The following is a 26,060-nucleotide window of genomic DNA, read 5'->3' as shown; positions in this document are numbered from 1 at the left end:
TCAGCGATGGGTGAGTTCGTCATAGGCGCGTTCGAACCGCGCCAGGTTTTCTGCCGTATAGGCGGCGTAATCGAAATCGAGCGTCGAATGAATCTCGGAAATCATGCTCCACAGCGTCTCGCGCAACAGCGAGGCGCATTTCATCGCATGATAGCGGAGCAGCAGATCGTCATCTGCGCGCTTTTCGAAATAGGCTTCCAGCAGCCAGACCTCGTCCGCCGCAGGCACCTCGTTGTTGGAGCAAAGATTGGCGAGATCGAAAAGGGGCGAATTGAAGCCGGCATAGTCCCAATCAATCAGCCAAAGCCGCTTGCCATCGTCGAGGAAATTGGACGGCAGCAGATCGTTATGGCCATAGACGATCTCGACCGCGCCCACCATGCGCTCCAGCTCCCCGGCAATGCCCATCAGGCGCGGCAGCGCATCGAGATGACGGCTTTTGCCGTCCTTGAGGCTATGGCCGTAATCGCGCAGCACTTGGAAGACCCAGAAGATCAAAGCTGGACCACGTACATGCTTCGGCATCTCGCGATGACAACGGCGGACGAGATCCAGGATACGCGTCAGATTAGGCCGCTGCCTGACATCCTCCGCCGCGAAGGTATGGGCATCGATGAAATCGAAGATCAGCGTGCCCGGCGCGCTATGCCGGACTGCCGGCGACAGACCACAAGACGCAGCAGCACGGCTGGCGGCCAGTTCATTGAAGCGCATGACGCCGTGAACGGGGATATCGTCGCCAATGCGGACGAAGTATTTGTGGCCTGCATCCTCGACCATGAAATTCGCATTGGTGATGCCGCCTTTGATCTGGATCGGGCTGACCGGCCCGGTCCAGAAATCCAAAGCCGCAGCTTGCTCCAGCGCCGTTGTCACGACCGCGAAACCCTCATGCGTCATCGCCTCCTTGCTGCCGGAAAAGTGCCATGCTTCCGGGCGTACATCAATCCAAAAGCAACAAATAATGACTGTTTTATGTTGTTTTAAGTGGCAATCTGCACTTGAACATCCGCTGCTTCCAACTTTTCCGCCACATTCGGCGGCGGCGGCCCGTCGGTGATCAGCAGATCGATATCCTCAAAACCACAGGCGACGATCAGGCCCTTGGCGCTGAACTTGCTGCTATCGGCGGCGACGATGACGCGTTCAGCCCGCTTGACCAGCGCCCGGCAGACCTCCGCTTCGCAAAGGTGGTTATCCATCAACCCCTGATCGGCGCTGAGCGCGGCGGCGGAAACGATCGCCGTGTGGACGCTGAATTGCTCGATGAAGGCGAGGGCGGCCGGACCGAAAACCGCGCTGTCATCCGCCCGCATCTCGCCGCCGGCGAGGAAGACCCGGTTGCCGCTGCCCTGGCTGAGATGCTGGGCGATCGGGGCGGAGATGGTGATGGCGGTGAGATTACGATGCCCGCGCAAGGCCTCGGCAACGAAGATCGTCGTGCTGCCACTATCGATCAGCAGGGATTCGCCGTCGGTGATCTCCCGGGCAACGGCGGCGGCGATCAGGCTCTTGCCGGCCATGTTCTCCGACATGCGCCGCTGCAACGGCTGATCGTCGCGCCGGTCTGGCCAGTGCACATTGCCATGGCTTTTGACCACCAGGCCCTTGGCGGCCAGCAGCCGGATATCGCGCCGGACGGTTTCGGTGGAAACTTCCAATGCCTCGGCAAGACCGCTGATGCTGCAGATCTGTTCGCGCCGGAGCATCTCCAGCAAGGCGCCTTGCCGGTCGTTCAGGCGCAGGGCCGGTAAATCCAATGCGACATCACTCATAGCGGGCCTCCCCGGCTCGTAACTCCAGCGTGTAACTTGGGCACGTAACCCTGGCCCTTAACTCTGCAAGCAGTCCTGTTCTCGTGCGTAGCTGTGTCTGCCCACACATGCCCAAGTCAATGATTCGCTGCTCCGCCTTCCACGGTTGCCAGCCCCATGCCCTGGCGCAATCGCCTGGCCCAGGCCGACATCAGCCGGTCCGCCGTGATACCGATGAAGGCGATGGCCAGGCCGGCAACGATGCCACGGCCGGGATCGGCCTTGGTCAAGGCGATGTAAACTTCCTGACCGAGATCGCGGGTGCCCACGAGAGCAGTGATCACCAGCATGCTGAGGGCGAGCAGGATCGTCTGGTTGATGCCGAGGAGGATTTCCGGCAGCGCCAAAGGCAGTTGCACGCGCCAGAGAAGCTGGCGGCGCGTACAGCCCATGGCGGTCGCCGCCTCGATCAACTGTGACGGCACCTGCCGGATCCCATGGCTCGTATAGCGGATGGCCGGCGCCACGGCGAAGAACACGATGGCGATCATCGCGGTGACATCGCCCACCCGGAACAGCATGACGACGGGGATCAGATAGACGAAGCTGGGGAGGGTTTGCAGCGTATCGACCACGACGCCGAGAATGCGGTTCGCCAAAGCGCGCCGGCCGCCGAGAATGCCAAGGGGAATGCCGATCAGGCAGGCGAAGGCGGCAGAGATGCCGCAGAGATAGACGGTGATCATGGCCTTCTCCCACAGGCCGACCACGGCGCTGAAGGCGAAAAGCAGCATGGCCAAGCTCGCCAGGTGCCAACCTTGCTTCCGGCGTATACCGCCGAGATAAAGCCCGAGCAGGCCAAGCGCCGCGACCAGCACGATCCATGGTGTCTTCAGCAGAAACTGCTTCACGGGATTAAGCAGGTGAAGCAGCAGCCAGGTTCGGGTCGCATCGATCGCATCGAAGAAGTTCACGTTGATCCAGGCGATCATCTCGCTCCAGATCGGTCCCGTCGTCAGCGTCATATCCTTCGGCAGACCAGCCAGCCAGGGCCAGAACAGGCCGCCCAGGGTGGTGAGGAAAAGGACGGCGAGGGCGATCATCGCATATCGACGACGGCGCGAAGGTGCCGTCGGGTCGAGCGGTCCCTGGTCGGCGGCGGCTTGGCTCAGCCGGTCCAGGGCGATCGCAAGCGCGACGATAGCGAGGCCGGCCTCCAAGGCCTTACCGATATCCAGGGATCGCAAAGCCAGCAGCACATCGTAGCCGAGCCCACCTGCGCCGATCATCGAGGCGATGATCACCATATTGAGAGTCATCATGATGACCTGGTTCACGCCGACCATGAGCAACGGGCGGGCCGTGGGGATCATCACGCGCCACAGCCGCTGGCCCCGCGTGCAGCCGGCCATGCTGGCAAAGTCCTGGATGTCTTCCGGTACCTGCTGCAAAGCGAGCGCCGTCGCCCGCACCATCGGCGGCATGGCGAAGATGATCGTGGCGATCATCGCCGAGACCGGACCGAAACCGAAGAGCAGCAGGACCGGCACCAGATAGGCGAAGGCCGGCACGGTCTGCATCAGGTCCAGCATCGGCCGGATGGCATAGGTATCGAGTTTCGGGCTACGATGCGCGAGGATGCCAAAGCCGAGGCCCAGCAGAACGGCAAAGGGAACGCAAATGGCAATCGAGGCCAGGCTCAACATGGCGCTGTCCCACTGGCCGAATAAAGCGATATAGCTGAAGCAGATAAAGGCGATCAGGGCGATGCCGCCACCGCCGAGCATGCGGCCCAGCAAGGTGAAAGCGATGATGATGCCTAGCCAGGACATGCGCGGCAAATGCAAGGCCCCGGCGCCATTGCCGAATGTGAATCCCTTGGCCAGCAGACCGAGCGCCAGGTCAAGCGGCACCTGTAGGATCGAGGCGATGGCGCGGGTGATGATGAAGAAATTCTTCACCACCCATTTCATCAGCACCGTCAGCTCGGCGGCGAGAGGGATGATCCATTGCTTCGGGTAATCGATGGCCCAGGGTGCGAGACCGGGCAGGCTGATCAACCCGATCGCGATCAGCAGCAACGCCATCCAGGCAAGGGGCCAGCGCCAGTTCCGCCAGCGCAGGGCTGATCCCGGCGCAGTTTGATCAAGCACGGCCATGACGGAGCCAGCTCATCTATGCGCCTCGCGGCCAATTAACGTCGTGAGCACCGCATCCGGCGTTAGCTCGCCGATGACGCTACCATCGGCGGCGGTGACGGCGACCGGCTTGCCGCCGCCGATGACCTGGGCGGCGACCGCCTGGATCTTCAGATCGGCGGCGACGGCGCTGTCGAAATGGCCGGTACTGGGGGGCTGCATGGCGCTGGCTGCGGAAACCACTTTGGCACGTTGCACATCGCGCGTGAATTCCGCCACGTAATCGGTCGCCGGATTGGTCACCAGTTCCTCCGGCGTACCGGTCTGGATCACCGCGCCATCCTTCATGATGGCGATCCGGTCGGCGAGGCGAATGGCTTCATCGAAATCATGGGTGACAAAGACCATGGTCTTCTTCAGCACATTCTGCAGCCGCAGCAATTCGCTTTGCATCTCGCGCCGGATCAGGGGATCGAGAGCCGAGAACGGCTCGTCGAGGAACCAGAGTTCTGGATTGACCGCCAGGCTGCGGGCAATCCCGACGCGCTGCTGCTGGCCGCCCGAAAGCTGGCGGGGATAGGATTGCTCACGGCCTTTCAATCCCACCAATTCGATGACTTCCATCGCCCGCCGCAAACGCTCCACCTTGCCGACATTCTGGACCGACAAGGGAAAGGCCACGTTCTCGAGAACGGAGAGATGCGGCAGCAGCGCAAAATTCTGGAACACCATGCCCATCTTGTGGCGGCGGATATCGATCAACCGAGCTTCGTCAGCCTTCAGCAGATCGTCGCCATCAAGCAGGATCGACCCGGCGCTGGGCTCGATCAGACGCGAGAGACAGCGCAGCAGCGTCGATTTGCCCGAACCGGAGAGGCCCATCACGATGAAGATCTCGCCGTCATGAATGTCCAGGCTGACATCGCGCACCGCCGCCAGCAACCCTGCATCGGCGATCTGATCGGCAGTGGGCGTTGAGTGATTTTGCAGGAAGCGTTCGGCCTCTCGACCGAAAACCTTCCAGACATTGCGGCAGGAGAGTTTGACGGGCCGGTCGGTCATGGGCATTCGCGTCATTGTCTCCGTCATTGGGCCCTAATCATTCGCCTCTAAAAGCAAGGCCGCGCTATCGGGAGAAGCGGCATGACGGTGGCAACTCAGGCTGGCGAGTTGCCGCCGTGAACATGGTCAGGTTGCGGCACCTCTCATCTCGGGCACGGGCCAGTCTCGGACGATACCGCGACTGGCCAGTCGACAGCGCGGCCGGCGGCCTATTCAGCCCACTTCTTGATCTCGGCCTGATGCTTGGCCACCCAGGCATCGGCAACCTCATCGATCGACTTCTTGTCGAGATCGATCTCACCGATCATCTTGTTCAGCTCATCGGTATCGATGGTATAGTTCTTGGTGATCTTATAGGCGACGGGCCATTTGTCCTTCATACCCGCCCAGCCATATTTCCAGATCTCGCCATGAGGCTTGCCGCAATCATATGTGGCATTTGGATTGGTGCCCCATTTCGGATCTTCGTAGCATTCTTTGGTCCATTCGGGGAACTGCACCCATTCGCCCTTGTATTTCGCCGGCGCCCAATGCGGCGAATAGATCCACAGGATGATCGGCGCCTTGCGCTGATAAGCGGATTCCAATTCAGCGAACATCGCGGCATCGGTCCCGGCATGCACGACTTCGAAGGGCAAGCCCAGGGCCTCGACGCGTTCGTCATCGAAACCGCCCCAGGTCACCGGGCCCCCAAGATAACGTCCCTTGGGTGCTGTCTCCGGCGTCGAGAAAGCCTCGGCGCATTTCGGATCCTTCAGCGCTTCCCAATTCGGCAGGCCGGGGCATTTTTCTTTCATATATTCCGGGAACCACCATTCTTCCTTGGCCTTGGGGCCGAGCTTGCCGAGATTTTCCGTCTGTCCGCTGGCATCCGCATCGGCCATCGCTTCCCTGGCGGTGGTGTCCCAATATTCCATGCCCACGGTGAGATCGCCGGTGCGCAGGCCGGTATTGATGCTGGCGAGATAATCCGCCGTCACCAGATCCACATTGTAGCCCTGCGCTTTCAGGATCTTCGAGAGAATGGTCGCGTTCAGGTTGACGCCGGTCCAGTCGAACAGAGCGATCTTGATCGGATCGGTGCTTTCCGGCACGGCTGCCGCCATGGCCCGTTGCGACAAACCCGCAGATGATAGGACAGCGAGGGACAAAACGGACGCAACGATGCCGGCCGCACCGGCCAACCTGAGCTTGGACATCTCCGCCTCCATGCAAATTTGTTGCTTATTATTGGCGCTTTGCGCCTCATTGCACGCCTGACTTCTCAATTGAACGCCAAGAAGCCACATAAGAGCAAGATTTATTTTTGTATTCATGTGGTTTTGTGTCATCAATAATCGTGCTCTGCATCTCGGCCGAGCTCCGCCGAGATGGCTTGAAGGCTTTCGGGGAGAATTGGAATGACGGGCGCCGCGGCTTCCGGCCGGCAAGATGCCATTCAACGGCATGCGGAAATCATCATCATCGGCGGCGGCATTCTCGGTTGCTCCATCGCCTATCACCTAACGCGGCTCGGCAAGAGGGATGTCGTCATTCTGGAAAAGAGCGGCCTGACGCATGGCGCCACTTGGCATGCGGCCGGGTTGGTGGGCCAGCTGCGCACTTCGCGCAACACCACGCGGATGCTGAAATATTCCGTCGAGCTCTACGACCGCCTTGAAGCCGAAACCGGCCAGCCGCTGGACTGGAAAAAATATGGCAGCTTGCGTCTCGCATGCTCCGCCGAGCGCGAGATGGAGAACAAACGCTCGCTTACCATGGCGAAGAGCTTCGATCTGGAAATGCACTGGCTGTCGCCAAAAGAGGCGCAGGAGCTTTTCCCGATCATGAGCCTCGATGACGTGCGCTCCGCCGTCTACATTCCCAGCGACGGCTATATCGATCCCTCCAGCGTCTGCCAGGCCTTGGCCAAGGGCGCCAAGGACCGGGGCGCGAAAATCGTCATCGGCGAGCGTGTGATCGATTACACCATCACCAATCGCCGGGTGACGGAAGTCCATACCGATAAAGGCAAATGGAGCTGCGATCTCGTCGTTAATGCTTGCGGTATGTGGGGTCATGAAGTCGCGAAACTGGCCGGCGTGCGCGCGCCGTCATTTGCGGTTGAACATCAATATCTCATCACCGATCCGATCCCGGATATCCCGGTCCGCATGCCGACCATGCGCGATCCGGATCATCTCGTTTATTACAAGCCGGAAGTGCGCGGCATCGTCGTCGGCGGTTATGAGGACAATACCTTGGCCTTCGCGCCGAACGGCATCCCGCGTGATTTCGGCCAGGAATTGCTGAAGGATAATTTCGAGCGTTTCGAGCCTCTGGCCCGCTATGCCACGAAACGGACGCCGATAATCGAGACGGTGGGCGTGCGGCAATTACTCAACGGGCCGATTCCCTATTCGCCGGACGGCGATTTTGTCATGGGCAAGGCGCCGGAACTCAACAACTACTTCGTCTCGACCGGCTTCCTCTACGGCATCGCCGCCGGCGGTGGTGCCGGCCGGATGATGGCTGAATGGATCACCGAAGGGTCGCCCAGCCTCAATCTCTGGCCACTCGATGTGCGGCGGTTCAGCTTCCATCATAGCACCCGCTGGTTCATGTATCGCCGCGCCGTCGAGCTCTATGGCCATCATTACAAGCTGCATCGCCCAGGTGATGAGCATGAGACACAGCGCAATATCCGTCGCTCGCCGCTTTTCGAGACGCTGAAGGCGAGGGGCGCCGTCTTTGGTTCGCGCGCCGGCTGGGAAAGGCCCAACTGGTTTGCACCGGTGGGTGTCGAAGCGGTGGATAAGCCGGCCTATGACCGGCGCCAGACCAACTGGTTTGAACATGTCGGCGCGGAGCATCGGGCGATCCGGGAGAATGTCGCGCTGATCGACCAGACCTCTTTCGCGAAATTCGAGATCATCGGCCCAGGCGCCGTGCCCGCCTTGCAACGCCTCGCCGTCTCCGATATCGCCAAACCCGTCGGTACCGCCATCTATACCCAGCTTTGCAACGAGAAGGGCGGCATCGAATGCGACCTAACTTTCACCCGCTTGGGACAGGACCGCTTCTATTTCGTCACCGGCAGCGCCTTTGGCGGCCATGACCGGCAATGGATCGAAAGCCATCTGCGCAATGACGGCTCGGTGCATATCATCGACGTCACCTCGGCAAAAGCGGTGATCAATCTCTGCGGCCCGAAGGCACGCGATGTGCTGTCCCAAGTGGCGGAAGAGGACGTCTCCAACGCCGCCTTTCCCTATGGCACCTGCCGCCAGATCACCATCGGCGCTGCGCCCGTCCTGGCGATCCGCATCGGCTATGTCGGCGAACTGGGCTGGGAACTGCATATCCCGACGGAATATACGGGCCATGTCTACGAGCTGCTGCGCGCGGCCGGCGAGGCTTACGGCATTCGCGATGCCGGCTACCGCGCCATCGATTCCTTGCGCATGGAAAAGAACTATCTCTATTGGAGTAGCGACATCACGCCGGATTATACGCCGCTGGAAGCCGGCCTTGGCTTCCGGGTCAATTTCAAGAAAGGCGACTTCATCGGCCGCGACGCTTTGCTGCGGCAGCGCGAGACAGGCATCCGGCAGAAACTCTGCACTTTTACGCTGGAGCATCCCTTGGCAGTTTATGGCGGCGAGGCGATCCTGAAGAATGGTAAGGTGGTCGGCGTTACCAGCAGCGGCAATTTCGGCTACACGATCGGCAAGAGCATTGCCTATGGCTATCTGCCGGTCGATCTGGCGCAGCAAACCGGCTTCGAAATCGAAGCTTTCGGCGAGGTCAGCGCCGCGACGCGCCATGACGGCGCACTTTACGATGCAAAAAACGAAAGGCTGAAAGCCTGATGACAAAAAACCTGATGATGCTGGGAGGAAAACTTGAGCGAGGAGCGGAAAGGCGCCGCGGCGCAACATGACGCAAGACATGATGTGATGGCGGCCCTGGCGCGCATGCCGGCCATGCGCGATCTGCCGCCAATGGAAATCACCATCGAGCGGTTGGGTGGCTTGACCAATCGGAACTATCGTTTGGAAACGCCGAGCGGCCGTTTCGTTCTACGCATTCCCGGCGCCGGTACCAGCGAATATATCAACCGGGTGAACGAGGCCCAGGCCGCCCGCATCGCCGCCGAGATCGGTGTCAATGCCGAGCTCCTGTGGTTCGATGAAAGAGACGGGGTCATGCTGTGCCGTTTCATCGATGGCGCTATCACGATGAATGCTGAGCGCTTCAAGGATCTCGGCGCCGTGGCACGATCTGCTCAAAGTCTGCGCCGGATACATGATTGCGGTAAACCTTTCCGCAATCGGTTTGAACTGTTCCAGATGATCGATGAGTATCTGGATTTTCTCGGCAAGAAAAACGCGCCACTGCCCGATGGCTATCATGACGTCAAGCGCGATGCGGGAAAGGTGCGCGAGGCGCTGGCCGTGCGCGAGCTACCGGTAGTGCCTTGCCATTGCGATCCGCTGTCCGAGAATTTCCTTGATACCGGGCGCCGCGTCTATGTCATCGATTGGGAATATGCCGGCAATAACGATCCGATGTGGGATCTTGGCGATCTCTCGGTCGAAGCCAGTTTCGGCCCTGATCAGGACGAAGCCCTGTTGCGCGCCTATTTCGAAAACCGCATTCCGCCGGCGGAACGCGGCCGGATGGTGGCCTATAAGGCGATGTGTGACCTTCTTTGGACGCTTTGGGGCATCATCCAGCATTTCAACGAGAACCCCGCGGATGATTTCTGGGCCTATGCGGTCAACCGCTTCGAACGCTGCAAGAAGCTGATGGGGCAGGCGGATTTCGGTCGCCATCTGCAGGCGATCGTCGACGGGTAATTCGATCGGGCCGTCCGGGCATTCTGGACCTCTCGGGCGACCCGTGACAGGCAGGAAAGGGTCCGTCGGAAATTCGCATCTAAAATAAGGATATTGAAGCGCCGGGATTACGTTCATGGCCATTGATTTGCAATGCAAGTTAGCGCTAACAATGAGCGATGACAAACTATCTCGGATCGGTCAGCCTTAGCCGCTTTCATTCTCAAGTCGGGACCGGTTAGTCTGAGGGCATCGGACCGATTTCAGCGATAGAGGTATAGGGCGAATGCCAAGACCAACCCTTATCACCCATCCCTTTGACGTTGTTGTATTCGGCGGCCGGGGCGATCTGGCGAAGCGCAAGCTGTTGCCGGCTTTGTTCCAGCTCGACCGTGACAATCGGCTGTCGGAGGACGGTCGCATCATCGGCGCGTCGCGTGGCAATTTGGATGACAATGCTTTCCGCGCGCTGGTCGAGCAGGCCTGTCACGACTTCCTGCCGGAAAAGGCGTTCGATACCAAGACTTGGGAACGTTTTTCCCGGCGCCTCTCCTTTGTCGGCATGGATGCGACACAGCATGACGATTATGGCGCCTTGAAGAAAGTCTTCGAGGGGCGGGAGGAGGTGCCGCGCGTCTTCTATCTCGCCACGGCACCTGACCTCTTCGGGCCGATCACACGGTCTCTGGGCGAAGCCGGGCTGATCACGCCGGAGACGCGGCTGGTCTTGGAGAAGCCGCTCGGTCACGACCTTGAGTCCTCGCATGAGATCAATGCAGAGGTAGGCCAAGTCGTGGCCGAGCACCAGATTTACCGCATCGATCACTATCTCGGTAAAGAGACGGTGCAGAACCTCATGGTGCTGCGCTTTGCCAATTCCCTGTTCGAACCGCTCTGGAACCGTACCTATATCGATCATGTCCAGGTGACCGTGGCGGAAACCGTCGGCGTCTCCGGCCGCTGGAGCTATTACAATGGCGCCGGCGCGTTGCGCGACATGATCCAGAACCATCTGCTGCAGCTTCTCTGTCTGACCGCGATGGAACCGCCGATCTCGCTGGAAGCCAATGCCATTCGCGATGAGAAGGTGAAGGTGCTGAAGTCCCTGGTGCGGATCGCGCCGAACGAGGTCGCGCATTTGACGGTACGCGGTCAATACCGGGCCGGCGCTATCGACGGCAAAGCGGTGCCTGGTTATCTCGAGGAACAGGACGCCAAAGGTGGCAGCGACACCGAAACCTACGTGGCGATCAAAGCACATATCGATAATTGGCGCTGGGCCGGCGTGCCCTTTTATCTGCGCACCGGCAAGCGTCTGCCGCAGCGCTGCTCCGAGATCGTCGTGCAGTTCCGCTCGCCGCCGCATTTCATTTATCCGGATACGGCCGGACCTTTCCCGCCCAACCGGCTGATCATGCGCATTCAGCCGGATGAAGGAATTCGCTTCCAGATGCTGAACAAGCAACCGGGCCCGGGCGAATTGAATCTGCGGCAGACCGCCTTGGATCTCAGTTTTGCCGATACCTTCGGAACGGTCATCCCTGACGCTTATGAACGCCTGCTGTTGGATGTTATTCGCGGCCGCCCCACTTTGTTCATGCGCGTGGACGAGGTCGAAGCCGCCTGGCAGTGGACCGACACGATTCTCAATGCCTGGCAGCAACAAAACGTGCCCGTGAAGCATTATACAGCAGGGGCCTGGGGCCCCTCAGCAGCCATCGCCCTGATCGAACGCGATGGTCGTACCTGGCATGAAGAGGATTGACGCGCGATACGGATGATTGTCCCCGATATTACAAATCATCGCCATGCAACTGCCGAAGTCTTTGCACAGGCGGTCGCGGACCGTATCGCCAAGCAACTCCGGCTGGGAGTGGAAGATCATGGAGCGGCCTCTCTCGCTGTGCCGGGTGGAACAACGCCCGGACCGATCTTCGATGCGCTGGCGAAGATGCAGCTTTGCTGGGCTCGGGTGGCTGTCACCCTAACGGATGAACGTTGGGTGCCGGTCTCCGATCGATCCAGCAACGAGGCTTTGGTTCGCCACCGCCTTTTGCAGGGACCGGCGGCCGAGGCACATATGATCGGTCTCTACGACGCATCACCGAAACCAAGCCTTGGGATTCCAGGCGCTGAAACTGCATTGCGGCAATTATCTCGGCCCCTCGATGCTGTTTTGCTCGGTATGGGTGGAGACGGGCATTTCGCATCGCTATTTCCGGGCCTGCCGGATCTGGCCGAAGGGTTGAACCCCGAGAGTGCTACTATCTGCATTGCCAGCGATGCGCCGATCAATGGCCAGCCCCGCCTCTCGCTCAGCTTGGGTTTTCTGCTGCGCAGCCGCCTTATCCTGCTCGCCATACGCGGCGCCGACAAACTGGCCGTCATCGAGCGTGCCAAGACAGCGGCAGCATCGGAGCTGCCGATCGCCGCAATCCTTCGGCAAGGTCGTGTGCCGGTGGAAATTCATTTCACGGAAGAATGAGAACCGAAGATGAACCCGACTCTTCGCGACGTTACCGAACGGATCGTCAAGCGCAGTGCGGAAAGCCGCAAAGTCTATCTTGAGAAGGTGGCCCGTGCCCAGACGGGTAAGCGCCGGCGGAATCTCTCTTGTGGCAATCTCGCCCATGGCATCGCTGCCTGCGATGCCGAAGGCAAGCATAAGCTCAGCGATGAAGCCGGCATCGATGTGGCGATTGTCAGCGCCTATAACGACATGCTTTCCGCCCATCACCCGTACAAGGATTACCCGGATATCATCAAAGCGGCGGCGAGCGAAAAGGGCGCGATCGCGCAATTTGCCGGTGGCGTGCCGGCCATGTGTGACGGCGTAACCCAAGGCCAGCCTGGGATGGAACTGTCACTGTTCAGCCGCGATGTGATCGCCATGGCGACGGCCGTGGCGCTCAGCCACGACATGTTCAATGCTGTTTTGTGCCTGGGCATCTGCGACAAGATCGTGCCGGGATTACTAACCGGTGCCTTATGCTTCGGTCATCTGCCAACCATCTTCGTTCCCGGTGGACCGATGACCTCCGGCATTCCGAATGACGAAAAAAGCCGGATACGGCAGCTTTTCGCACAAGGACAAGTGGACCGTCAGGAACTGCTGAAGGCCGAAATGGCCAGCTATCATGCGGCTGGGACCTGCACCTTCTATGGTACCGCCAACAGCAATCAGATGTTCATGGAAATCATGGGCCTGCATATGCCGGGTGCCGCCTTTGTCAATCCAGAGATGCCGCTGCGCCATGCTTTGACCGTAGCAGCCGCACAGCATGCGGTGGATATCGCCATCGGCGGCAAAACGCCGCGACCGATCGCCGATGTGATCGACGAACGTTCTTTCGTCAATGCGGTCGTCGGCTTGATGGCGACGGGCGGTTCAACCAATCACACGATACATCTCATCGCCTGCGCGCGGGCGGCGGGGATTATTCTCAATTGGCAGGACTTCGCGGATATCTCCCGGATCACTCCCTTGCTGGCCCGGATCTATCCCAATGGCAGTGCTGACGTGAACCAGTTCCAAGCCGCCGGGGGCGTCGGTTTCGTTATCGCGCAGCTTCTGAAGGCCGGCCTACTGCATGAAGATGTGCAGACGATCATGGGGCAGGGACTCTCGCGTTACACGGAAGAACCTTTTCTTGATGGCGGCCGCCTGATCTGGCGCCCGGGCACGGTCGAATCTCTCGACACTTCCATCTTGCGGCCGATCGATAATCCCTTCGCTGACGAGGGCGGCATTCGCCTCATGACAGGCAATCTCGGCCGCTCGGTCATGAAGATATCGGCCGTCAAACCGCAGCATCGCCGTGTCATTGCGCCGGCCGCCGTCTTCGACGATCAGGACGATGTGATCCAGGCTTTCAAGGACGGCAAGTTGAATCGCGATGTTGTGGTCGTTCTGCGGGGCCAGGGTCCGTCCGGCAATGGCATGCCGGAGCTGCACAAGCTGACACCATCGCTGGGCGTTCTGTTGGATCTGGGCTACAAGGTCGCCTTGGTGACGGATGGCCGCATGTCCGGCGCCTCCGGCAAGGTACCGGCAGCCATCCATCTGACGCCGGAAGCTAGCCATGGCGGGCCGCTGGCCAGGTTGCAGGATGGCGACATCGTCGAGCTCGATGCGGAGACCGGTAGATTGGACGTTCAGGTGGAGGATGCAAAATTGGCCGCGCGTGAGTTGTGGCATAGCCATGCGATGCAGGATGGCATTGGCCGTGAGCTCTTCGCCGGCATGCGGCAACTGGCGACCACGGCGGAGCAGGGGGCAATGACCTTCGGTGCCTGGATCGATAGCCAGGGAACAAAATTGGGCGGCGCGCAGCGCGTCGGAGCGGAGGTGGCGTGATGGCCGAGTTCGATATGCGGAATACCTTGCGCGAGACTGGCGTGGTGCCGGTCGTGGTGATGGATTCCGAAGAGCCCGCAGTGCCGCTAGCGAAATGCCTGGTTGCTGCCGGCGTCAAGATGATCGAAGTTACCCTCCGCCGTCCGGCGGCCTGGAAGGTCATGGAACGGGTGATCGCGGAGGTGCCGGAGATCATCGTCGGTGCCGGCAGTGTCACGAACACGTCGCAATTGGAACGCCTGGCGAAGATGGGCGTGCGTTTCGCCGTCAGCCCGGGCTTGACCGTCAACCTGATCCGCGCCGCCCGTAACCTCAATGTGCCCTATTTGCCTGGGGCGGTAACGGCTTCGGAAATCCTCACGGGATTGGAAGAGGGGCTGACGACCTTGAAATTCTTCCCAGCCGAATTGTCCGGCGGGGTCGCGATGTTGAACGCCTTGCGCGGGCCATTGCCGGATGTGATGTTCTGTCCGACCGGCGGCATCGATGTCGACAACGCGGCGACTTACGCGTCCTGTCCCAATGTAATCGCCGTCGGCAGTTCCTGGGTGGTGCCTGAAGGCGCGATCATGGCCGGGCAATGGCAGGAGATCGCCGACCGTGTTGAGCGTTTCCGCGCCATCATGCGACAAGAAATTGCGGTCTGAAGCCAAAAAGGGGAGAGCGCCCGGCTGGGATGAGTAGCACGGGCGCTCGGTCTGCAGGACTGGCTATGCTGGGGACGGTGAGGTGACGGCCGGCCCTACGTTTCTAACGCTAAACCTGAACCGTCTTTTCGTCTGTGATCCGGGTCACAAAGGCTGTGGCTTCGGAAGCTTCTATCAGCAAGACTTCGGGGGCGCTGCATCTCAAGGTCGCTGACCACCTGGCCGATGGTGCGCTGCGCTGGCTCCCAACATCTGATGTTTGCCGGTTTGGGCCCGGATCGGGTCCCTGGTCCCCGAATGTCAAACTCACAAGGAGCGCGGGCTGCAAGCAGGGCTGGTCAGCACAAGTATTCTGCCGATCGGCGATCTGGAAATCGCCTTCCCGATAAGAAAACGGGGAGCATTCGCTCCCCGTTTCATTGACATCCCCTTGATATGAGGTGTCAAGCCATCTGGCTTGCGGCACGAATGGCCATCTGTTCGTCGCGCTGACGTTGATGTTCCTTGTGACGCATATAGAAGCTGGAAATGATGACGCCGGTCGCAACGATGCTGATGATGATCGTCGCCAGGGCATTGACCTTAGGGTCGAGGCCAAGCCGCACCTTGGAGAAGATCACCTGCGGCAGGGTCGTGGTGCCGGGGCCGTTGGTGAAGGAGGTGATCACCAGATCGTCCAGCGAGATCGTGAAGCACAGCAGCCAGGAGCTGATCACCGCCGGTGCAACGATCGGCAGGGTGATGACGAAGAAGACCTTCGATGGCTTGGCCCCCAGATCCATCGCCGCTTCCTCCAGCGAGATATCCAGGGAAAGGAAGCGTGAGCGCATCACCACGGCCGAATAGGACATGGTGAAGGTCGTATGGGCGATGATAATGGTGGTCAGGCCCCGGCCCTGTGGCCAGCCGATCAACTGTTCCATGGAAATGAACAGCAGCAGCAGCGAAATGCCGGTGATGACCTCTGGCATGACCAGAGGTGCCGTCACCATACCGCTAAAGGCAGCGCGGCCACGGAACTTGTGGAAGCGCACCAGGACATATCCCGCCATGACACCGAGGATTGTCGCCAAAGTCGCGCTGATGGCGGCAATGCGAAGGCTGAACATGGCGGCATCGAGGATCTGCTGATCCTGGACCAGGGCGCCGTACCACTTGGTTGAAAAACCGCCCCAGACCGTCACTAGCTTGCTGGCATTGAAGGAGAAGATCACCAGCGAGACGATCGGCGCATAAAGGAAGATGAAGCCAAGGGTCAGGACCAGGAGGATGAACCAGGATTGTCGATGCATGATTACTCCGCAGCCTCCATCTGCTTGTCCTGGTAGCGCTGGAAGATCGCCAATGGGACGACGAGCAGAATGAGGATGGCAATGGCCACTGCCGAGGCCGTCGGCCAGTCACGGTTGGAGAAGAATTCGTTGTAGAGCGTGCGGCCGATCATCTGCGTGCTGGGACCGCCCAGCAATTCGGGAATGACATATTCGCCGACCGCCGGGATGAAGACCAGCATGGCCCCTGCGACGATGCCCGGCAAAGAGAGCCGCACGGTGATGACGAAGAAAGCCTTCAACGGCCGGCAGCCAAGATCCGCTGCCGCTTCCAGCAGGGACAAATCCATCTTCTCGAGATTGGCGTAGAGCGGCAGGATCATGAAGGGCAGGTAGGAATAGAGAATACCGATATAGACCGCGAAATTGGTATTCATCATATGGAGCGGCTCGTTGATGATGCCGAGCGCCATCAGCATATTGTTGATGACGCCGTTATTCTTCAGGAGGCCGATCCAGGCATAGACGCGGATCAGGAACGAGGTCCAGAACGGCAGGATGACCAGCATCAGCAGGATGTTGCGGGTCGATGGTTTTGCCCGCGCCATGCCGTAGGCCATGGGATAACCCAGCAACAGGCAGAGCACGGTCGAAATCGCCGCCATTTTGATGGCATTGAGATATGAGTCGATATAGAGGCGATCGCTGATCAGCCGGCCGTAGCTGTCGCTGATATTGAGGCTGAGATGCCCTGTCTCCGAGAAATGGGTGAAGGGCGGCTGCGCGATCGTCATATAGGCAAAGCTGATCTTCAAGACGATGAAGAACGGCACCAGGAAGAACAGCGTGAGCCAGATATAAGGCACCAGGATGACGCAGTTCCGCGGCGAGAGGCCGATTTTCAGCAGGAACGCATGCAGGCCTCCCGAAAAAGGCATGAGGCGGGCGATCCCGGTCTTGCCGACATCGCCGGCTGGCAGGGAAGATGTGCTATCGCTTGTCATGGTCTCAGCTCAGCAGCGCGACGGGACTGTTGGGATGGAAGGTCAGGCTTACGCGATCATCCCAATCGATCGCTTGCTCCGCCGAACGAAGCTGGTTCTGCTGCGTCACCTTGATCTGTTTGCCGCTATCGAGCTGGATCAGATAGATCGACAGATTGCCCATATAGGCAATGCCCTTGACCACGCCCTTGAGGCAGTTGTTTGGCTGCTGGACATTCTCTTTGGAGAGGTGGATCTTTTCCGGCCGCAGCGCGACCCAGACCTTGGCCCCCGGTGCGCTGGAAATACCGTGATCGATATAAATATCGCCGCCGGCTTCGGGTGAATTGATCAGGACGTGACCGGGTTCGTCCTCGACGATTCGCCCCTCGAACAGGTTGACCGAGCCGATGAAGTCCGCGACCATCTTGTTATTCGGGTATTCGTAAATCTCCTGCGGCGTGCCGACCTGGACGATCTCGCCGGCATTCATGACGCCGATCCGGGTGGAGAGCGTCATGGCTTCTTCCTGATCGTGGGTCACGACGATGAAGGTGATGCCCAGGCGATCCTGAATATTCATCAATTCGAACTGCGTCGCTTCGCGCAGCTTCTTGTCGAGCGCGCCCAGCGGCTCATCGAGCAGCAGCAACTTCGGCTGCTTGACCAGCGAGCGGGCGAGGGCGACACGCTGCCGTTGACCGCCGGAAAGTTGGTGCGGCTTACGCTTGGCGAACTGGGTCAGCTTGACCAGTTCGAGAATTGCGGCGACGCGCTGTTTGATCTCCGCGTCCTTGACGCCATCCTGCTTCAGGCCGAAAGCAACATTGTGCTCTACGGTCATATGCGGAAACAGGGCATATGACTGGAACATCATATTGGTTGGCCGCTCGTAGGGCGGGATGCCGGCCATATCGACCCCGTCGATGAAGATCTTGCCAGTGGTCGGCGTTTCGAAACCGGCCAGCATCCGCAGCAAAGTGGTCTTGCCGCAGCCCGAGCCGCCGAGCAGGGAAAACAGCTCGCCGCGATAGATGTTCAACGAGACATTATCGACGGCGGTAAAGTCGCCGAACCTCTTGGTGACGTTCTCAATCCGGATATAGGGTACCGCTTGCGGATCGTTCCAAAGGGTGTGTGTCGATTGCGGCTTCTGTTTCTCTGCAGCCATGATCCTACCTGATTAACAAACATAGAATTCCGTCAGGACACCTGATCTTAGGCGTCCTGACGGAGACGTCGACCAAAAATCTTACTGCCCGGCCTTAAAACGGGTCCATTCCCGAGTGAGGATGCGCTGGATGTCATTTTTGCGCTCCACGGCGGGATACAGCCGTTTCATGGTTTCGGCATCGGGGTAAATCGCCGGATTGCTGGTGATCTCCTTATTGACCAAGGGCGTCGCCTTGGCATTGGCATTGGCGTAGTTGATGTAATTGGTGGTGTCGGCGATCACCTCCGGCCGCATCATGTAATTCAGGAAAAGAAGCGCATTCTTAGGATGTGGCGCGTCCTTCGGGATCAGCATGCCGTCGAACCAAACATTGGCGCCTTCCTTCGGCACCGTGTAGGCCAGATGGATGTCCTTACCGGCTTCATCGGCGCGAGTCTGGGCAGTTGCATAGTCGCCCGACCAGCTCATCGCGATGCAGCGGTCGCCATTCGGCAGGGCGTTCAGATAGCCCTGGGAGTCGAACATCGTGATATAGGGCCGGACCTTAGCAAGCATCTTGAAAGCTGCCTTGATGTCATCCGGATTCTGCGAGACTGGGCTCTTGCCGATATAGAGCAGGGCGAGCTGCACGACGTCTTCCGGGGAGTCCAGGAAGCTGACGCCGCAATCCGTGAACTTCGACAGAATCGCCGGATCGAAGATCATCTTCAGGCTGTCGAGCGGCGCATCCGGCATGCGCTTCTTGATCATATCGACATTGTAGCTGAAGCCGTTGGTGCCCCACATATACGTGACGGCATATTTGTTGCCGGGATCCGCCGAGTCAGACACGATCTTCGCGATGGTGGGATCCATGTTCGAAAGATTGGTCAGCTTCGACTTATCCAGGGGTAAAAAAATACCCGCCTTGATCATGCGGGCGAAATTATTGGCGGAAGGGAACACTAGGTCATAGCCAGTATGGCCGGCCATGAGCTTGGCTTCCAAGGTCTCATTACTGTCATAGGTGTCGTAATGAACTTTGATGCCATATTCCTTGGTGAAATTCTCGACCGTGTGTTCGCCGATATAATCCGACCAGTTGTAGATATTAAGTTCTTTCTCCGCATCCGTATCGACATCGCCAGCAGCGGTGACGATGCTTTGTAAACCGATATCGCCAGCAGCCTTCGTTGCGGCCTTGGTTGCGGCCGTGACGGCCTGCGTGGCGAGGGGTGTGGATGTGGCAGTTTCTTGCGCGCTTGCCTGAGACCCATAGGCAGCGAGCAGGAGGACGCAGGACATCGCTGCGCCACGCAGTGCTACTTTCATCTTAAATGACCTCCCAGTATGCGGCATTGCAGCAAGCGTGTACCTTTGTTTTCATTGTTTGCCACGCTGGCTTGCCCATCTATCTGAGCCTTCCCGCCGGCACATTGTCAACCACTCGTGACGGTAATGTGGGTAAAATTTGATTCTTCGTTCAAAAAATCCTGGTCCTAACGAAAAAGCGCCCCGCCGGGGCGGGGCGCTTTAACTTAGGATATCACCGGCACCTTACTGGCCGGTCTTAATCGTCGTCCAGGTCCGGGTCCGGAGCCGCTCGGTATCGGCATCGGCGATCACATCCGAGAAGAGCTTCTTCTTGACCTCGGGGGTCGGGTAGATGCCGGGGTTACCGGAAATCTCCTTATCGACGCCGGGCATCAAATCGATCTTCACGGAGCTCGAATAGGTCACATAATTGACGCCATCCGTCGCCACCTTGGGATCGAGCAGATAGTCGATGAACTTGAGTGCATTATCAGGGTGCTTGGCATCCTTCGGCACCGCCAGCGAGTCCACCCAGAGCAACGAACCCTGCACCGGAATATGATATTCGATGTGGTTGTTGTTCTTGGCTTCGTCGGCGCGCGAGGCGGCAATGAAGACGTCACCGCTCCAACCCAGCACGGCGCAGAGCTCGCCATTGGCGAGATCGTTGATGTAGCTGGAGGAGTGGAAATACTTGATATAGGGACGGATGCTCTGGAACAGCTTCTCGGCTGCCGCGTAATCCTCGGCCGATTTGGTATGCGGATCCTTACCCATATAGGCAAAAACCATCGGCATGACATCCGACGGCGAATCCAGCATGGCGATCCCGCAATCCTTCAACTTGGCGGCAAATTCCGGCTTGAACAGCAGATCGAGATTGTCGATCGGCGCGTTGTCGCCCAAACGCTCCTTCACCTTGTCGACATTCACGCCGATGCCGACCGTTCCCCAGAAATAGGGGACCGCGTATTCGTTATTCGGGTCGAAAGCCTTCAGCGCTTCGAGGATCTGCGGGTCGATATTGCCGTAATTCTTTAGCTTCGACTTGTCGATCTTCTGATAGATGCCGGCTTTGATCTGGCGGCCGAGGAAGGCGCCGCTGGGCACCACGACGTCATAGCCGGTATTGCCGGCCATCAGCTTGGCCTCAAGCGTCTCGTTGGAATCGTAGACGTCGTACTGAACCTTGATGCCGGTTTCTTTTTGGAAATTCTCGACGGTGTGCTCGCCGATATAATCGGACCAGTTATAGACGTTGACTTGCTTTTCGCTGTCACCGCCACTCGGGGTCGCCGCGGCCTGCTGCTCAGCGGCAGGCTGCTGCTGCGACTGTTGCTCGGTCGCACTGCTCTGTTCGCCCTGCGACTGCTCTTTCTTTTCACCGCAAGCTGCGAGCAGCAAAACCGAGACGAAAGCCACGGCACCTAATTTGAATTTGCTCAAGATCGTATCCCTCCAAGGCACTTTTGATCGTGGTTTTATTTCTTATCACGCCGAACTTGATCCGGCAGCCAGCCGGCCCACGAACCTCATTCTGCGTGTTTTAGCATCCGGTGGTCATTTTCGCTCTGCTCGACAAAAACTGTCAATTAGCTGTGCTCGCCGACAGCTTGAGCCACCAGAGTATTTACCACTTTATACAGTAAAATAAGCAGGTTAACTGGTTTTTTCTTGTCAAAATCTGAGTTTGTCTCCGAAGCGGAAAGAGAACAGCCACGAGTCTCCTTTACGCGCCGAGGTCGTGCTTATTCGGTCCAGTTCTGTCCGTCCAATGTCATCAGAGTTGTATAAAGTTCGGGACGGCGGTCACGGAAAAGCCCCCAACCCGCGCGCTGAGTTCTAATCACGTCGAGATCGAATTTGGCCAGCAGGATGGCCTCCTCGTCACCGGCTTCGGCGACGATCGCGCCCAGCTGATCGGCGATAAAGGATCGGCCATAGAAGGTGAGGGAGCAGCTTTCGCCGATTTCACTGCCGATGCGGTTGCTGGCGACCAGGGGCACCATATTGGCGCCCGCATGGCCCTGCATGACACGCTGCCAATGTTCAGCACTGGAATATTTCGGATCCAGCGGTTCGCTTCCGATGGCGGTCGGGTAGATGAGAATCTCTGCGCCTTGCAGGACCATTGACCTTGCACATTCGGGAAACCACTGGTCCCAGCAGATGCCGGCGCCGATCCGGCCATACATGGTATCCCAGACCCGGAAACCGGTATCGCCAGGATTGAAGTAGAACTTCTCCTCATAGCCTACCCCATCGGGGATATGTGACTTGCGATAAAGCCCCATGATCTCGCCGTCGGCGTCAATCATGACCAGCGAGTTGTAATAGGCATTGTTGGCCCGCTCGAAAAAGCTGACCGGCAGGACGACCTTCAGGCTTTGGGCCAGTTCCTGCATGCGGGCGATGGTGGGATGATCATCGACCGGCCGCGCCAGGGCGAACATCGCCTTGCGTTCATCCTTGCAAAAATAGTGGGTTTCGAAGAGCTCCTGCAGGACAATGATCTGCGCGCCCCGGGACGCCGCCCGACGCACGATTTCCTCCGCCTTGGCAACGTTACGCTCGATCGACGTCTCGCACGCGAATTGCGTGGCGGCTACCGTCACTTCGGTCATTCTGTTTGCTCCCTCAAACCCACTCCCTGATTCATAGCGGCATCGGCAGGTGGATCAAGCATCTATTCGCGCCAGGGACAGGGCTTAGCGCCGATAAAAAAAGCCGGGTTCTGGACCCGGCTTTTGCGAATGGCCATACCGCCACCATGGCGCTCAGCCCTGCGGATAGCGGAAATTCAGGTCGCGGGACGTGGCATAGGCGATTTCAGTGATCTTGGTGTAATTTTTAGCCTCCCGGCGGAACTTGAAATAGGACTTGGCGATCCGCTGGGTGATCTCGTCGCCCTTGTCGATCAGTTCCTGCATGACTTCGCCAGAAGCCGTACCGAGGGCCAAAAGGACACTCTTGGGGAATTGTTTCAACTCGACCTTGTGTTCATTCACCAAGGTTGAGAGGGCCGCCGGGCTGCGGCCGTTGAACTCCGCCAGCATGATGTCGTTCTCGGCCGCGCAGGCCGCTGCCACGATCTGCTTCAATTCTTCCGGCAGGGCATCGTATTTGCCCTTGTTGACCATGCATTGCAGGGCCGAGCCGGGCTCTTGGAAACCCGGCCAGTAATAGAGCTTGGTGATCTTATAGAAGCCGAGCGACAGGTCGTTATACGGCCCGACCCATTCGGCGCCGTCGATGGCGCCCGACTGCAGGTTGCCGAAGATCTCGGCGCCGGGCAGTTGCACCACAGTGGCGCCGAGCTTGGCCAGGGCCTCTCCGCCATGGCCAGGCATCCGGAATTTCAGGCCCTGAAAATCTTTCGGAGATTTGATCTCCTTGCGGAACCAGCCGCCCATCTGCACCCCGGTATTGCCGGCCAGGAACGACTTAACGCCGAAGGCGGCGAACAGCTCATCCCACAATTCCTGACCGCCGCCAAAATAGATCCAACCGTTCAGCTCATTCGCCGTCATGCCGAAGGGAACAGAGGTGAAGAACCCGGCGGCCGAGATCTTGTTGATATGGTAATACGCGGCGTCATGGGCCATCTCAGCGGTTCCCTGGGACACCGCATCGAAACAGCCGAAAGCCGGCACCAGTTCACCGCCGGCATAGACCTTGACGGTGAGCCTGCCGCCGCTCAGCTTCCCGATCCGGTCGGCCAGGCGTTCAGCGCCGGTCGCAAGGCCCGGCAGGCCCTTCGGCCAGCTCGTGACCATCTTCCATTCCATCTTGTCCTGCGCGATGGTCGGCTTGGGAAAGGACGTCGCCAAGGCAGCGCCGGCGGCCACCCCGGCACCTGTCAGGAAATTGCGGCGCTTCATAAACTCATGACCTCCGTCAAGTCGGAATGGCAGGCCGTTCCACATGCCTCAATGTTTCGGCCGCCATTATTGTTCCTGCGCAGGGTCATACCCTAACAAGCTCGACCAAGCAATGAAACAGCCGAGCAACCGCCGCGGGCAATTAGGATGGTCCGTGGAAAATGGGAACGAATGGATGGATCAAACACCGCCGGGTCCGGTTTCGGGCAGGCGTTGCCAGCCGTCCGGACCATAAGCTTCCATAGGCTGGAAACGTGCCTTGTAAGCCATCTTCCGGCTGCCGGCGACCCAATAGCCCAAATAGATATAGGCTAGGTCCTGCCGGCTGGCTTCGCTGACCAACCACAGGATGATGAAACTCCCGAGGCTGTCTTCAGCGCGGGTCGGATCGAAGAAGCTGTACACTGCGGAAATCCCGTCGGCGCCCCAATCCGTCAGGCAGCAGGCGATCAGCCGGTCGGCTGGATCGCGGAATTCGACCAGACGCGTGTCGACCGGGCTGTCGGCTACCATGCTGCCGTAATCCTGGGGGCCCATGCCGACCATCTCGCCGTCATTATGCCGGGCTTCGAGATAGCGCGAGAAGAGATCGTATTGTTCCTGGGTCGGAATGTTCTCGGAGACTGTCGCTGTCAGGTCCGCTGTTCGCTTCCAGATCCGGCGCAGCGACCGCGTCCAGACAAAATCCCGCACCGGAATACGGACCGGCACGCAAGCCTGGCAGCCGGGGCAGGCGGGACGATACGCGATGCCGTGGCTGCGGCGGAACCCGGCATGGGAGAGCAATTCGAATAATTCCGGCGCCTGCCCACCGCCCAATTCAGTAATGATCTTCCGCTCCTGCCGATCGGGCAGATATGGGCAAGGCACCTCAGTGGTGACCAGGAAAGGGATCGGGAAGCCGCGGCTATAAACGCTCATAGGGCAATTCTATGAGAATTAAATGTTTCCTGCCAGCCCATGTCGCAGCCGTTGTCTCATCCCTGTCTCGGCAAGTGCCGTTCGAGCAAGCTTTGGAGCCTGGCAGGAAGTCAGACCGCGCCGATGACACTGCGCCGGACCATCACCAGGCCTGACAGATGATCGTGGAGGCATCGCAGCCGCCGGTCGAACAGGGCGATCAACAGGACCAGGCCTCCGGTCGGCACGGTGGTCGCATAAAACAGGATCGTCATCAGCAGGGCCTGAATAAGACCCGGGCGCCGCCCGTCCCAAGTCCGGACTGTGAGATCCATCGCCCGCATGCCGGGTGTGGCATGCGATGATCCGCCGACCGTACAGGTGCCGTAAATGATCGGCAGCAAGCTGACGGCGAGGACCATCATCGGCGTCAGCGTGCCGAAAGTGATGACGGCGGTGGTGCAGGTCGCCAGGTGGCCCAGCGCGAACAGACAGAACAGCACCACCCAGTCGATGAAGAAGGCCATGCAGCGCCGAAACAAGATGCCCTCGAACAATTCGGGCCGCTGCAATGCCTCGGTCGTCGGGGCATCGGATGAACCGGGCCGCAGGATGATGGAAGAGTATGGTCGCTCGCTCACGTCGATCTGCCGTCAACTGGATCGGATGAGCTTCATATTGGCAAGATCGGACCTGATCGCAAGTAGGGGCATTTTCAGCGCGAAGCCAAGCCAGGCGACCGTTCCGCAAACACCCTTATTCTTTCTGCAATGTTGCCGGCGGAACGATCTTGGGCACATTGGCGCGGGCGGCAGGGTCGCCGATGGCGGCCGCTCGTTGCGCCGCCTCGCGCTGTTTGCGGTCGTTCTGGAGCTGGCCTTGCGTCTGGGGAACCGGCGGCACGGTGTGCAGCAGGATGATGCTGATGCGTCGATTGGAGGGCGCCAGCGGATCTTTCGGATCGAGCGGCTCGGTGGCCGCCTTGCCATTGACTGCCTGCACCCGGTTCGGATCGATGCCGTCCTCCACCAGACCGCGACGCGAGGCGTTCGCCCGGTCGCTGGAGAGCTCCCAGTTGGTATAGCCGTTCACGCCGGCATAGGGCGCTGCATCGGTATGGCCGGAGATCGACAATTTGTTCGGCAAGCTGCGAATGGTTTGTGCCACCTTCTGCAGCAAGTCGCGGCTGCGCTGGTTCATCACCGCGCTGCCTGAGGCGAACATGGAAACCTTGTCGCGATCGATCAGCTGAATGCGCAGGCCTTCCGGTGTCTGGTCGATCAGCAGGTTGTTCTGCAGGTCGCGCAGTTCAGGCGACTGCTTGATCGCTTCCTGGATCTGCAGCTTCACCTGTTCAAATTGCTTCTGCTCAGCCTTGGCGACAACGTCGCGGGCCTCTTCTTCGCTGACCGGCTTTTCGGTATTCTTCGCCGGCTCGGCATTGTTTGCGGCGCCGTCGCTTGTATTGGCGCCCTCGCTGTCGGCATCGACATCCGATTCAGCACCAGTGGAGCCCTGGGTCGCCTGCATGATGGCCGGCTGGCCCTCCAGGATGATGGTCTGGCCCTGGTTTTCCTGCGGCGCCAGAGTCGGCCGAAAATAATCGGCAATGCCGCGCTTCTGTTCCTCGGTGACCGCACTCAACAACCACAGCAGCAGGAAGAATGCCATCATCGCGGTCACGAAATCGGCATAGGCGACTTTCCACGAGCCGCCATGATGGCCGGGTGCGGATTTCTTGATCCGCTTGATGATGATTGGACGTTCGTCGGCCACGGCG

The 26,060-nt window shown here is 59.2% G+C and carries 21 protein-coding genes; 6 read left to right on the top strand and 15 right to left on the bottom strand.

Features of this window, described 5'->3' with window-relative positions; all coding sequences use genetic code 11:
- The 5 genes from SMD27_RS10550 to SMD27_RS10530 all read right to left on the bottom strand — a co-directional run bounded on the left by SMD27_RS10550 (nucleotide 1) and on the right by SMD27_RS10530 (nucleotide 6,153).
- On the bottom strand, nucleotides 1-900 hold the full coding sequence (locus tag SMD27_RS10550; protein WP_320508324.1) for a choline kinase family protein: 900 nt from the start codon (nucleotides 898-900) through the stop codon (nucleotides 1-3).
- Between the two features lie 83 nt (nucleotides 901-983).
- Nucleotides 984-1,775, bottom strand: coding sequence for a DeoR/GlpR family DNA-binding transcription regulator (locus SMD27_RS10545; protein ID WP_320508323.1), 792 nt, complete (start codon nucleotides 1,773-1,775; stop codon nucleotides 984-986).
- Between the two features lie 116 nt (nucleotides 1,776-1,891).
- Nucleotides 1,892-3,913 (bottom strand): ABC transporter permease, encoded by a 2,022-nt coding sequence (locus SMD27_RS10540; protein ID WP_320508322.1) that lies wholly within the window; start codon nucleotides 3,911-3,913, stop codon nucleotides 1,892-1,894.
- Between the two features lie 12 nt (nucleotides 3,914-3,925).
- Nucleotides 3,926-4,969 carry a quaternary amine ABC transporter ATP-binding protein gene (locus tag SMD27_RS10535; protein ID WP_320508321.1) on the bottom strand — a complete coding sequence of 348 codons (1,044 nt, stop codon included), beginning with the start codon at nucleotides 4,967-4,969 and terminating at the stop codon, nucleotides 3,926-3,928.
- A 194-nt stretch (nucleotides 4,970-5,163) separates the two neighbouring features.
- Nucleotides 5,164-6,153, bottom strand: coding sequence for an ABC transporter substrate-binding protein (locus SMD27_RS10530; RefSeq protein WP_320508320.1), 990 nt, complete (start codon nucleotides 6,151-6,153; stop codon nucleotides 5,164-5,166).
- Nucleotides 6,154-6,354: 201 nt separating this feature from the next.
- Here SMD27_RS10530 and SMD27_RS10525 point away from each other — a divergent pair, with 201 nt between their 5' ends.
- The 6 genes from SMD27_RS10525 (at nucleotide 6,355) to SMD27_RS10500 (ending at nucleotide 14,778) form a co-directional block, all read left to right on the top strand.
- Nucleotides 6,355-8,805, top strand: a complete 2,451-nt coding sequence (locus tag SMD27_RS10525; protein WP_320508319.1) for a GcvT family protein — start codon at nucleotides 6,355-6,357, stop codon at nucleotides 8,803-8,805.
- A gap of 33 nt (nucleotides 8,806-8,838) precedes the next feature.
- On the top strand, nucleotides 8,839-9,795 hold the full coding sequence (locus tag SMD27_RS10520; RefSeq protein WP_320508318.1) for a choline kinase family protein: 957 nt from the start codon (nucleotides 8,839-8,841) through the stop codon (nucleotides 9,793-9,795).
- A gap of 265 nt (nucleotides 9,796-10,060) precedes the next feature.
- A complete protein-coding gene (gene zwf, locus SMD27_RS10515; protein WP_320508317.1) occupies nucleotides 10,061-11,539 on the top strand; it encodes a glucose-6-phosphate dehydrogenase in 1,479 nt (492 codons plus the stop codon).
- Nucleotides 11,540-11,551: 12 nt separating this feature from the next.
- On the top strand, nucleotides 11,552-12,259 hold the full coding sequence (pgl, locus tag SMD27_RS10510; protein ID WP_320508316.1) for a 6-phosphogluconolactonase: 708 nt from the start codon (nucleotides 11,552-11,554) through the stop codon (nucleotides 12,257-12,259).
- Nucleotides 12,260-12,268: 9 nt separating this feature from the next.
- Complete coding sequence (gene edd, locus SMD27_RS10505) at nucleotides 12,269-14,131, top strand: phosphogluconate dehydratase (protein WP_320508315.1); 1,863 nt, start codon at nucleotides 12,269-12,271, stop codon at nucleotides 14,129-14,131.
- Complete coding sequence (locus SMD27_RS10500; protein WP_320508314.1) at nucleotides 14,131-14,778, top strand: bifunctional 4-hydroxy-2-oxoglutarate aldolase/2-dehydro-3-deoxy-phosphogluconate aldolase; 648 nt, start codon at nucleotides 14,131-14,133, stop codon at nucleotides 14,776-14,778. The genes edd and SMD27_RS10500 overlap by 1 nt, the downstream gene beginning before the upstream one ends.
- Nucleotides 14,779-15,221: 443 nt before the next feature.
- Here the strand turns inward: SMD27_RS10500 and SMD27_RS10495 are convergent, their stop codons facing one another.
- The 10 genes from SMD27_RS10495 to motB form a co-directional block, all read right to left on the bottom strand.
- On the bottom strand, nucleotides 15,222-16,070 hold the full coding sequence (locus SMD27_RS10495) for an ABC transporter permease subunit (RefSeq protein ID WP_320508313.1): 849 nt from the start codon (nucleotides 16,068-16,070) through the stop codon (nucleotides 15,222-15,224).
- A gap of 2 nt (nucleotides 16,071-16,072) precedes the next feature.
- Nucleotides 16,073-16,987, bottom strand: a complete 915-nt coding sequence (locus SMD27_RS10490; RefSeq protein WP_320508667.1) for an ABC transporter permease subunit — start codon at nucleotides 16,985-16,987, stop codon at nucleotides 16,073-16,075.
- Between the two features lie 70 nt (nucleotides 16,988-17,057).
- Entirely contained in the window at nucleotides 17,058-18,203 is a 1,146-nt protein-coding gene (locus tag SMD27_RS10485) for an ABC transporter ATP-binding protein (protein ID WP_320508312.1), read from the bottom strand.
- A gap of 81 nt (nucleotides 18,204-18,284) precedes the next feature.
- Nucleotides 18,285-19,517, bottom strand: a complete 1,233-nt coding sequence (locus tag SMD27_RS10480) for a polyamine ABC transporter substrate-binding protein (RefSeq protein WP_320508311.1) — start codon at nucleotides 19,515-19,517, stop codon at nucleotides 18,285-18,287.
- A gap of 225 nt (nucleotides 19,518-19,742) precedes the next feature.
- Nucleotides 19,743-20,945, bottom strand: coding sequence for a polyamine ABC transporter substrate-binding protein (locus tag SMD27_RS10475; RefSeq protein WP_320508310.1), 1,203 nt, complete (start codon nucleotides 20,943-20,945; stop codon nucleotides 19,743-19,745).
- A 302-nt stretch (nucleotides 20,946-21,247) separates the two neighbouring features.
- The gene (aguB, locus tag SMD27_RS10470; protein ID WP_320508309.1) at nucleotides 21,248-22,123 is read right to left on the bottom strand and encodes an N-carbamoylputrescine amidase; all 876 of its coding nucleotides are present in this window, start codon (nucleotides 22,121-22,123) and stop codon (nucleotides 21,248-21,250) included.
- Between the two features lie 153 nt (nucleotides 22,124-22,276).
- Nucleotides 22,277-23,380 carry a TRAP transporter substrate-binding protein gene (locus SMD27_RS10465; RefSeq protein ID WP_320508308.1) on the bottom strand — a complete coding sequence of 368 codons (1,104 nt, stop codon included), beginning with the start codon at nucleotides 23,378-23,380 and terminating at the stop codon, nucleotides 22,277-22,279.
- 180 nt (nucleotides 23,381-23,560) lie between these two features.
- Entirely contained in the window at nucleotides 23,561-24,301 is a 741-nt protein-coding gene (locus SMD27_RS10460; protein WP_320508307.1) for an arginyltransferase, read from the bottom strand.
- A 110-nt stretch (nucleotides 24,302-24,411) separates the two neighbouring features.
- Nucleotides 24,412-24,921: an RDD family protein gene (locus SMD27_RS10455; protein WP_320508306.1), complete on the bottom strand. Its 510-nt coding sequence runs from the start codon at nucleotides 24,919-24,921 to the stop codon at nucleotides 24,412-24,414.
- Nucleotides 24,922-25,036: 115 nt separating this feature from the next.
- Nucleotides 25,037-26,056: a flagellar motor protein MotB gene (gene motB, locus SMD27_RS10450; protein WP_320508305.1), complete on the bottom strand. Its 1,020-nt coding sequence runs from the start codon at nucleotides 26,054-26,056 to the stop codon at nucleotides 25,037-25,039.
- Nucleotides 26,057-26,060: the final 4 nt, after the last annotated feature.

The sequence above is a fragment of the Dongia soli genome (genome assembly GCF_034044715.1).
GTDB classification, from domain to species: Bacteria; Pseudomonadota; Alphaproteobacteria; order Dongiales; family Dongiaceae; genus Dongia_B; species Dongia_B soli.
This window is presented reverse-complemented; position numbering and strand designations above follow the sequence as displayed.